Consider the following 9,731-nt stretch of genomic DNA (forward strand, 5'->3'; position numbering starts at 1 on the left):
CGTCGCGCTCACTCACACGCGGCACTCACTTCCGGCCCGGCACCTGGTAGTTGGGGGCCTCGTGGACGATGTCGACGTCGTGAACGTGGGACTCGCGGGCGCCGGCGGCGGTCTGGCGCACGAAACGGGCGCGTGCCGCAAGAGACGCCAGGTCGTTGGCGCCGACGTAGCCCATCCCCGAGCGCAGCCCGCCCTCGAGCTGTGCAACGACCTCCGCAACCGTGCCGCGGTACGGCAACAGCCCCGAGACGCCCTCGGGGACGAGCTTCGATGGTTGGGTCTGGCGGTCACCCTGGAAGTAACGGTCGGCCGAACCCGCCCGCATGGCATCCACCGACCCCATCCCCCGGTACTCCTTGTACCGACGGCCGCCCACGAGGACGAGGTCGCCCGGCGACTCGTCGGTCCCGGCGAGGAGGTTGCCGACCATGACGGCGGTCGCGCCAGCGCCGAACGCTTTGACGAGATCGCCTGAGTAGCGGATCCCGCCGTCCGCGACGGTGGCGACGTTGAGCTCGGCGGCGGTCTCCGCGCAGGTCAGCACCGCGGTGAACTGCGGGGCCCCGACCCCGGTCACCACCCGGGTGGTGCAGATCGAGCCGGGACCCACGCCGACCTTGACGACATCCGCACCGTGATCGACGCAGGCGCGCACGCCGTCGGGGGTGGCGACGTTCCCGACCATCATCGCGACGTCGGGGTAGCGGTCCTTGAGCTTGGCGGCGAACTCCAGCACCCCAGCGGCGTGGCCGTGCGCGGAGTCGACCGCCAGCAGGTCGACGCCCGCCTCGACCAGCGCCGCCGCACGTTCCATCGCGTCGGGCCCGACCCCGACGGCAGCGGCGGCCAGCAACCGGCCGCGCGGGTCCTTGGCGGCGTTGGGGAACGTGCGGACCTTCTCGACGTCCTTGAAGGTGAACATCCCCACGAGCCGTCGACCGTCGACGATCGGGAGCTTCTCGACGCGGTGCTGCTGCATCAGATCGCGGGCCTGCTCGAGTGTGGTCCCGGCCGGCGCGGTTATCAAAGCGTCAGCGGTCATGTGCTGCGAGACCGGATCGTCGTCGGAGATGCCGGCCCGGAGGTCGCGGTTGGTGACGATCCCGAGCAGGTCACCAGCGTCGTCGACCACCGGGAAGCCGCTCACCCGGTACCGCGCCATCAGTTCGTGGGCCCGCCGCACGGAGTCGTTGGGCCGCAACGTCAACGGTTCGGAGATGAAGCCCGACTCCGAGCGCTTGACCTGCTCGACCATCGCGGCTTGCGCCTCGACGGGGGCGTTCTTGTGGATGACGCCCAGACCGCCGTTGCGGGCCATCGCGATCGCCATGCGGTCTTCGCTGACGCGGTCCATCGCAGCCGACACCAGCGGGAGGCGGAGCCGAACCCGGTCGTGCAACACGGCGGAGGTGTCCACGTCGCGGGGCAGCACCGTCGATGACTGTGGCAGTAAGAGCACATCGTCGTACGACAGCGCTTCCGGGAGATCGACCACGGACGCCTCCGAGCTCGTCTGGTGGCACCGTACCGGCGCGGCCTGTCAGCGCCCGCCAACCGGGTGCGCCCCAGGATCCACCCAGTCGGCGTCGGCCGTCCGGCGCCCGACCGCGTGATCGGCCGCCCGACGCGACGGTGGCGTCCGCCTACGGTCGGGAGATGCCGCGCCACGATGATCGCCGCACCGCCCGATGGGTGGTCTGGGCGGCGGTGGTGGGCGCCACCCTGGTCGTCGTTCACCTGGCCGCCGCGGGAGCCGTCGCGGTCCTGAGGCGAGCGACGCCGGGGGTCCTGACCGGCGTGACGGTCGCCGGCCAACCCGTCGGCGGGCTGCCACGCGAACAGCTGCGCACGGTCGTGGCGGATCTCGCCGCCGAGCGCCTCGACGCCACGATCACCGTGACGAGCGACGGACGCACCATCCGCGTCCGTCGCGGCACCGCTGGGTTGGACATCGACGTGGCGTCGACCACTGAGGCTGCGTGGCGACGCGGTCGGCGCGGCCTGTGGCGAGCGCTCGTGGACCACGTCGCCAGCCGAATGGGTCGCAGCCTCGACGTCCAGCTCCGTCACGACGTCGACGAGCAGGTGCTGCGACGCTGGTCGGCGCAGGCAGCCGATCACCTGTCACGTCAGCCCCGCGCCGCTCGCGTCGCGTTCGAGGTCGGCGAAGATCCGGCGACGGCCGGCGTGCGCGTCCGCGAGCCGACCGAAGGTGTTCAGGTGGCCGCCTCGGACGTCGCCGCTGCGGTCGAACCCATCCTGGCCGAGGCGGGCGAGGTCACGGTGCAGGTCGAGCACCGCACGCTACGACCATCGGTTACGAGTGAGGACGTCCAGGCGGCGCTCCCGCCAGCGAGGCGGGCGATCAGCGGACCGGTGCACCTGACCAACCCGGGCGGTGGCGCCGATCTCGAGCTCGCGCCCGGCGAGATCGCCGCGATCCTCGAGGTGCGTACCCACGAGGACGCGCCTCCGGGCCAGCGTCTGCAGATCGCCGCCGGCGGTGACCGCCTCCGTGAGGTGATCGGCTCGGATCGCCTCGAGAAGATCGAGGTGGAACCGGTCGAGGCTCGCTTCGAGGTCGTCGGCGATGAGGTCCGCATCCGCGGCGGGACGGTGGGCTTCGCGCTCGACGCGGAGACCACCGCCGATGCGCTGGTGGAGATCGCGACCCGGACGGGTGACCGCACCGGCGAACTACGCGGGCGCACCGTCGAACCGGACCGCACCCGGGAGGAGGCGGAGGAGCTCGGCATCCGCGAGCGCGTCTCGCGCTTCACGACCCGACACGACTGCTGCGAGCCGCGGGTCACCAACATCCACCGCATGGCCGACATCGTCGACGGGGCGATCATCGAGCCGGGCGCGAGCTTCTCGCTCAACGGTCACGTGGGTCGCCGGACGCGGGCCCGCGGCTTCGTTGGGGCGCCGGTCATCGTCGAAGGGGAGTTCGAGGAGGAGGTCGGGGGCGGGGTCAGCCAGTTCGCCACCACGTTCTTCAACGCGGCGTACTTCTCGGGGATCGAGCTCGATGAGTTCCAGCCGCACAGCTACTACATCTCGCGGTACCCGATGGGTCGTGAGTCGACGATCTACTACGGGTTGATCGACGTGGCCGTCACCAACGACTCGCCGTACGGCATCCTGGTGCACACCGCGTACACCGGCACCTCCATCACGGTGGAGTTCTTCAGCACCCCGTGGGCGGACGTGGACAGCCAGACCATCGGGCCGTACAACGTGGTCGAGGGCGCGGCCCGCGACGGGTTCGACGTGACGGTGAGACGGACGATCACCTACCCGGACGGCTCGCAGCGGACCGAGGAGTTCTTCCACCGCTACCAGCCGGAGGACTGACACCGTTCGGCTCGTGCCGCCACGACGCTGAACATTGACACCCAGCAGCCTCCGAACTGGGCCGGAACCGCGGTTGTGCTCGCCCTCGGTCGAGGCCGGGAAGGTCGGCGGCGAGGGCGGAGCCGCGCGTCTTCAGGACGAGCCGACCGCGTGCAGGTCGAAGCCGATGTCCAGTGCCGGGGCGCTGTGGGTGAGCCACCCGACGGACAACAGGTCGACGCCGGTGGCGGCCACGGCCGGTGCCGTCTCGAGGGTGATGCGACCGGACGCCTCGAGCAGGACGCGCCCCTCGACCGCCAGGACCGCCTCCCGCACGAGGTCCAGCGGCAGGTTGTCGAGCAGGACCGCGTCGACGTCCGCCGCGAGGACCTCGTCGAGGTGGTCGAGCCGGTCGATCTCGACCTCGATCTTCACCAGGTGACCGACCCGACGGCGGACCCGGTGCACCGCCTCGGCGATGCTGCCCGCCACGACCAGGTGGTTGTCCTTGACCAGCACCGCGTCGTCGAGTCCGAAGCGGTGGTCGGCCCCCCCGCCGGCGCGGACAGCGTAGCGCTCGAGGGCGCGCAGTCCGGGCGTCGTCTTCCGGGTGGGGACCACGCGGGCGCCACTGTCGACCACCGCCGCGACCACGTCCCTGGTCGCGGTCGCGATGCCACAGAGGTGGCTCAGGAGGTTGAGGGCGGTGCGTTCCGCCGACAGCAGCGCCGGGGCGGGGCCTTCGACGACCGCGAGGGCGTCGCCTGCGGCCACGTCGGTCCCGTCCTCGACCGCCGGACGGACGCGGACCCTCCCGTCGATGAGGGTGAACGCGGTCGCGGCGAGCATGACAGCGGCGACCCGGCCGGGCCTGCGGGCAGCCACGACCCCGGTTGCCTGGAGGGTGGGCGGGACGATCGCGTCGGTGGTGAGGTCGCCGGCGCCCCCGAGGTCCTCCAGCAGGGCCCGGCGGACCACCGGCTCGTAGAGGAACGCCGGAGGAGCTGTCAGGTGCGCCGGCACCGCGTTCAATGCGCGCGCAGCTGTCCCCGCGGCGGTGCGGTCACCCCGACGCCCCTCGCCCGATCGCCAGCATCCGCTCGACCGCCTGCCGCGCCCGGGCGGCGGTCGCAGGCGGGATCTCGACGCGGTGCTCGAGGCGCTCCAGGCAGCGCAGGATCTTCGTGAGCGTGATCCGCTTCATGTGCGGGCAGAGGTTGCACGGCCGCAGGAACTCGACGTCGGGGTAGGCGACGGCGACGTTGTCGCTCATCGAGCACTCGGTGAGCAGCACGACGCGTCGGGGCCGGCGCTCGCCCACGTAGCGGATCATCCCCGATGTCGAGCCCACGAAATCCGCCTCGGCGAGCACGTCGGGCGGGCACTCGGGGTGCGCGACGATCTCGACGTCGGGCACCTGCTGGCGGTAGAGGCCCAGGTCGGCTGCGGTGAAGCGCTCGTGCACCTCGCAGTGGCCCCGCCACAGGATCACCTCGACGGCGGTCTGGGTGGAGACGTGGCGGGCGAGGTACTCGTCGGGGAGCATGATCACCCGGTCCACGCCGAAGGACTCGACCACCTCGACCGCGTTCGCGGACGTGCAGCACACGTCCGACTCGGCCTTCACCTCCGCGGAGGTGTTGACGTAGCACACCACCGGCACGCCGGGGTGACGCTGGCGGAGCAGGCGGACGTCGGCGGCCGTGATCGATGCTGCCAACGAACAGCCGGCGTCGAGGTCGGGGATGAGCACGGTCCGGTCGGGACTGAGCAGCTTGGCGGTCTCCGCCATGAAGTGGACGCCGGCGAGCACGATCACGTCGGCGTCGGTGTCCGCGGCGCGGCGGGCCAGCGCGAGAGAGTCGCCGGTGATGTCCGCCACGCCGTGGAAGATCTCCGGCGTCTGGTAGTTGTGTGCGAGGATCACCGCGTTGCGGCGCCGCTTGAGGTCGTCGATCGCGGCGATCAGCGGCTGGTGGGCGGCCCACTCGATCGCGGGGATGGCCTCCAGCCGCCCCGGCGCCGGGGCGGGGCCGGTGGCTGGCTGCTCGGCAGGTGCGCGGACGGGACGGGAGCGGGCCGGCATCGCACACCTTATGCTCGACGTGAGTATAAAGAGGGCCGAGGCTAACCGCGCCTCCACCGGCGGTCAACAGCGCACGGCCGGCCGCGCGGGGCGGCTCATGTCGCCGCAGGCGGTCGCCGCCCGGTCGAGCCGTCAGCGCCCGCCGGGGACGCCCACTCCGGGAGCAGGCCGCTCGCGCAGCACCTCCCGGCGGAAGCGGAACAGCTCCGCGGGGCGGCCCCGTCGACGGCTCTCGTGGCGGCCGGTGCCCTCCACCAGCCGGCCTCGCTCCAACAGCCGACGGAAGTTCTGCTTGTGCAGCTCCACGCCCGAGAGAGCCTCGACCACCTGCTGCAACTGCAGCAGGGTGAACGTCTCCGGTAGCAGCTCGAACACCACGGGTCGGTAGCGCAACTTGCCGCGGAGGCGGCCCAGGGCCGTCGCGGCGATCCGCCGGTGATCCAGAGCCATCGGGCGACCCCAGGCCGCGTCCTGGCGGCCGCCGTGCGCTCCCGTGTGCAGCCCTCCACCACCGTCGCGCGCGGCCTCGGGCACCAGCCGCAACTCGTAGAGGAGTTCGTAGCGCTCGAGCACACGCTCGCGGTCCCACGGTGCGCCCCACAGCCCGAACGTGATCGCCGCCCGTTCCCGTCGCCCGCCGGCCACCGTCGCGTCCACCGATGCGCCCACCCACGCCTCCAGAGCCGGGACGACGTGACGGTCGATGGTCTCCGGGCGTTGTCCGCGCCAGTCCTCCCATGGCAGGTACGCGTACAGGTCATGCCAGCAGGCCTCGACCGCGGCCACCGGTGGGCTCTCGTGGACCAGCGCCAGGTACGCGACGGACAGCACGCGCGCGTCCGCGGCGGGCCAGCGGTCGCGGTCGCCGAACGTGTACAGCTGCTCGACGTAGCCCAGCTCCATCCCCGTCTGTTCCCACACCCACCGCCGCAACCCCAGCTCGAGAGTGCGGTCGCGGTCGGGATCGAGTGGCCCGAACGGCAGCGCGTCGAGCGGCTCCTCGCGGTCAGCGAGCGCGCCGACCGGCGGTCGCGCGACGATCAGCACCCGCGGGACCCCGGCGGTGACCGTGATGATCACCGCGTTCAGGCCCACCGTGACGTCAACGGCGATCGGTTGCTCCCCGGCCGGGTGCACGCGCGGAGCCGCCGCACGACGGTAGCGGCTACAGGTCCAGCGGACGGAGCGTGCGGGGAGCTGCGAGCCGGCCACCGCGGCCGAGTCGCCGCGCCAGCAGATCGTGCAACGCCGTGACGTCGCAGCCGACCGGGAGCACGATCGCGGTGTGGCGGCGGTGCTCCGCCCCGTCGGCTCCCTGCTCTCGGACGTCGAGGACCAGGACCGGATCGCCGGCGACACGTCGCACGCGCGCCAGGTGGACGTGGTCCCACGTCACCGCCGTCCGCCACCACAGCATCCGCGCGTAGATCCCTTCACCGTCGAGGTGTACCCACGCCATGCCGGGAACCAGCTGGGCGACGAAGAACGCCGCCACCGGGACGAACAGGGCCAGACCGGCCCAGGACAGCGGGTGGCCGCCGGAATCAGCCACGAGTGCGGCACCGGCCGCGACCAGAGCGAGGCCCAGCAGGCTCCACCAGGCCGCAGTCGTGCGAGCAGGACGCAGGACCAGCGGCTCCACCCCGTTGTGCGCGGCGTCCACGATGTCCTCCTCGGTCGGGAGCGTACCGGGGGCCGGGCGGCGGCCGGCCGCTAGCGTCCTCGGCACAGGGACGCGACGAGGTGAGCAGGCCGTGGAACACCGGATCGTGTCCCTGCTGCCGTCCGCGACCGAGATCGTGGCTGCACTCGGCCGCGGGGGGCAGCTGGTGGGGCGGAGCCACGAGTGCGATCACCCGCGGCAGGTCGTGGACCTGCCCGTGGTCAGCCGGCCGCGGAGGGAGCCGGTGGGCTCGTCCCATGACATCCACCGCGGTGTGGTCGACCTGCTCACGCGGGTGCTGTCGATCTACCGGGTGGACCCGGACGCGCTGGCAGCCGCCGACCCCGACCTGATCATCACCCAGGACCTGTGCCGGGTCTGCGCCGTCGCCGAGGACGAGGTCGTGCGCGCCGCCCGCAGCTACCTCGACCGCGACGTGGACGTGCTCACGTCCTCGCCGATGACCCTGCGAGAGGTGTTCGCTGACGTAGTGCGCATCGCCGACGCCCTCGACGATCGCACAGCCGGAGAACGGCTCGTGGACAGGATGCAGACCGAGCTGGACGACCTGTCCGCCAGCGTGGCCGGCCGGCGACGGCCGCGGCTGGCGCTGCTGGAGTGGACCGATCCCGTGATGGCCGGCGGCAACTGGGCGCCGGAGCTGGTCGAGATCGCCGGAGCCGAACCCGTCCTGGGCGTTCCCGGCGGTCACTCCCCCACCGTCACGTCGGAGGCACTGCGTGCGTGCGACCCCGACGTGATCGTCATCGCGCCGTGCGGGTTCCACCTCGATCGGGCCGTGGCCGACCGCCACATCCTCGCGGCGCTGGACGGCTGGCAGGACCTGTCCGCGGTGCGCAGCGGCCGGGTGGCCTTCGCCGACGGGTCGGCCTACTTCAACCGACCCGGACCGCGCCTGATCACCTCCGCCGCGATCCTCGTCGCCGTCGCCCATGGGGTTGGCCCGGCGATGCCGCTGGAGGGGGACGCCTGGCAGCGCTGGTGAACCACCCGGCCTGCTGCGTCAACCGCGGTCGCCCAGGCGCTGCAGCACCGGGATCGCCGCGACCTTGTCGTCGGTCAGCTCCTCCCACCGCACCCCATCCGGCCGCGGGAACGTGCCGGGGCGGCAGTCGAGGACCCGGTCGGGCGTGACCACCACGTCCACCGGGACGTCGTGGGGCGTCATCGGGATGGTGCCGGCCTCGACGACCTGCACCTCGTGCACCGTCGTCACCACCGAGGTGTGGTCGGTGATCAGGCCGGCTTCCCGCGCGACGGCGAACTCGAGGTCGCTGAAGCCGCCGCCCTTCCCCAGGCGCGCCCCGTCGGCCCCGACCGCGACGCAACCCGTGACGACCAGGTCGACGGGTTCGAGGTCGTCGACGTCGACCGGCTCGCCGTTGCCCGACGATCCTTTGATCGACGATGCCTGACGCGGGCTGTCGTCGAGGTGATCAGGGTCGAGACGGAGGAACGGGCGCTCGTCGGCGAGCCGCGGCACCGCCATGAAGACGATCTTGCCGTCCTCCAGCGCCCGCTGACGGACCGGCCACTGCGGAGAATCCGGGTTGGCCTTCACTGTCGACGCCCCCTGCCAGACGTCCAGTCCGCGGAGGCGCTCCGCGGCGTGCTCTGCACCGGTGAAGTTGGGGATCCGGCCTTCGGCGCCGGGGAAACGATCCGCGCCGGCCTCCCGCAGTGCCGCCCACATCCGTTGGCGCAGCTCCGCCTTACGCTCGAGGACGTCGCGGTCCCCGCCGGCGTCGCGGTCGTGGCGTCGGGTCACCGCGCCGCCGCCTCGACCAGTTGCGCCAGACGTCGCTGGGCGTCGTCGAGGCCCGAGGCGTGCTCGTGAAGGCCGGCCCACGGGTCGTCCTTCTGACCGAGCCGGCGGAAGAGGTTGCCCACCGTGTACGAGGTCGGTTCGGCACGGCCGAGCTCATGCCAGTCGATCGGTGTCGCCACCGGGGCGCCGGGCCGGGCACGGATCGCGTACGGGGCGACGAACGTCTGCGCGTAGGCGTTGCGGTTGATGTCGATGAAGATCCGATCGCCCCGCTTGGACTTGCGCTGCGCGGTCGTGAGCCGGTCGGGGTCCTGTCCGGCCACGTACTCGGCCACCCGCCGAGCGACGTCTCGGACAGCGTCGAAGTCCGCCGTGCCGTCCAGCGGGACGACCACGTGGTAGCCCTTCGATCCTGACGTCTGCAGGAACGCGACCAGCGACAGTTCGTGCAGCACACCCCGCAGTGACCGCGCCACATCACGCAGGGACGCCACGTCCCCGTCGGGAGGGTCGAGGTCGAACACCATCAGATCGGGCGTGTCGAGGCGGTCGGCGCGGGCGGGCCACACGTGGAAGGTGAGCGTGCCCTGGTTGGCCAGGTACACGAGCGCGGCCGGCTGATCGCACAGGAACGCCTGCTCGATGGTCCCACGTTCCCGGCGGGGGATCTCAGCAGTGTGGATCCACTCGGGGAAGTGGTCGGGGACGTCCTTCATGTAGAACCCGCCGGCGTCGATGCCCTGGGGGAAGCGTTGCAGCATCAGCGGACGGCCACGCAGGTGCGCGAGCATCACCTCGGCGACCCGGCTGTAGTAGTCGACCATGTCGCCTTTGGTGATCCCGGCGTCGGGGAACAG

Annotated in this window: 9 protein-coding genes; 2 read left to right on the forward strand and 7 right to left on the reverse strand. The window is 72.0% G+C overall.

Features of this window, described 5'->3' with window-relative positions:
- Positions 1 to 25: 25 nt before the first annotated feature.
- Complete coding sequence (gene guaB / locus M3N57_06225) at positions 26 to 1,495, reverse strand: IMP dehydrogenase (protein MDP9022288.1); 1,470 nt, start codon at positions 1,493 to 1,495, stop codon at positions 26 to 28.
- 161 nt (positions 1,496 to 1,656) lie between these two features.
- Between guaB and M3N57_06230 the strand changes: the two genes are divergently transcribed.
- A complete protein-coding gene (locus M3N57_06230) occupies positions 1,657 to 3,357 on the forward strand; it encodes a VanW family protein (protein MDP9022289.1) in 1,701 nt (566 codons plus the stop codon).
- A gap of 132 nt (positions 3,358 to 3,489) precedes the next feature.
- Here the strand turns inward: M3N57_06230 and nadC are convergent, their stop codons facing one another.
- The 4 genes from nadC to M3N57_06250 all read right to left on the reverse strand — a co-directional run bounded on the left by nadC (position 3,490) and on the right by M3N57_06250 (position 7,085).
- On the reverse strand, positions 3,490 to 4,359 hold the full coding sequence (gene nadC, locus M3N57_06235; protein ID MDP9022290.1) for a carboxylating nicotinate-nucleotide diphosphorylase: 870 nt from the start codon (positions 4,357 to 4,359) through the stop codon (positions 3,490 to 3,492).
- A 40-nt stretch (positions 4,360 to 4,399) separates the two neighbouring features.
- Positions 4,400 to 5,422 carry a quinolinate synthase NadA gene (gene nadA / locus M3N57_06240; GenBank protein MDP9022291.1) on the reverse strand — a complete coding sequence of 341 codons (1,023 nt, stop codon included), beginning with the start codon at positions 5,420 to 5,422 and terminating at the stop codon, positions 4,400 to 4,402.
- Positions 5,423 to 5,554: 132 nt separating this feature from the next.
- Positions 5,555 to 6,559, reverse strand: coding sequence for a hypothetical protein (locus M3N57_06245; GenBank protein MDP9022292.1), 1,005 nt, complete (start codon positions 6,557 to 6,559; stop codon positions 5,555 to 5,557).
- A 28-nt stretch (positions 6,560 to 6,587) separates the two neighbouring features.
- A complete protein-coding gene (locus M3N57_06250) occupies positions 6,588 to 7,085 on the reverse strand; it encodes a hypothetical protein (GenBank protein ID MDP9022293.1) in 498 nt (165 codons plus the stop codon).
- Positions 7,086 to 7,176: 91 nt separating this feature from the next.
- Here M3N57_06250 and M3N57_06255 point away from each other — a divergent pair, with 91 nt between their 5' ends.
- On the forward strand, positions 7,177 to 8,091 hold the full coding sequence (locus M3N57_06255) for a cobalamin-binding protein (protein MDP9022294.1): 915 nt from the start codon (positions 7,177 to 7,179) through the stop codon (positions 8,089 to 8,091).
- An 18-nt stretch (positions 8,092 to 8,109) separates the two neighbouring features.
- On the opposite strand, the gene M3N57_06260 is transcribed toward M3N57_06255, so the two are convergent.
- Both M3N57_06260 and ligD read right to left on the reverse strand, forming a co-directional pair.
- Entirely contained in the window at positions 8,110 to 8,874 is a 765-nt protein-coding gene (locus tag M3N57_06260; protein ID MDP9022295.1) for a 5-formyltetrahydrofolate cyclo-ligase, read from the reverse strand.
- A complete protein-coding gene (gene ligD, locus M3N57_06265; GenBank protein ID MDP9022296.1) occupies positions 8,871 to 9,731 on the reverse strand; it encodes a non-homologous end-joining DNA ligase in 861 nt (286 codons plus the stop codon). The genes M3N57_06260 and ligD overlap by 4 nt, the downstream gene beginning before the upstream one ends.

The sequence above is a fragment of the Actinomycetota bacterium genome, from assembly GCA_030776725.1.
In the GTDB taxonomy this organism is placed as follows: Bacteria; Actinomycetota; Nitriliruptoria; order Nitriliruptorales; family JAHWKO01; genus JAHWKW01.

Bases quoted from the DNA above. Each gene is read 5' to 3' on its own strand.
- M3N57_06230 (MDP9022289.1), top strand. From the start codon at position 1,657: ATGCCGCGCCACGATGATCGCCGCACCGCCCGATGGGTGGTCTGGGCG.
- nadA (MDP9022291.1), bottom strand. From the start codon at position 5,422: ATGCCGGCCCGCTCCCGTCCCGTCCGCGCACCTGCCGAGCAGCCAGCC.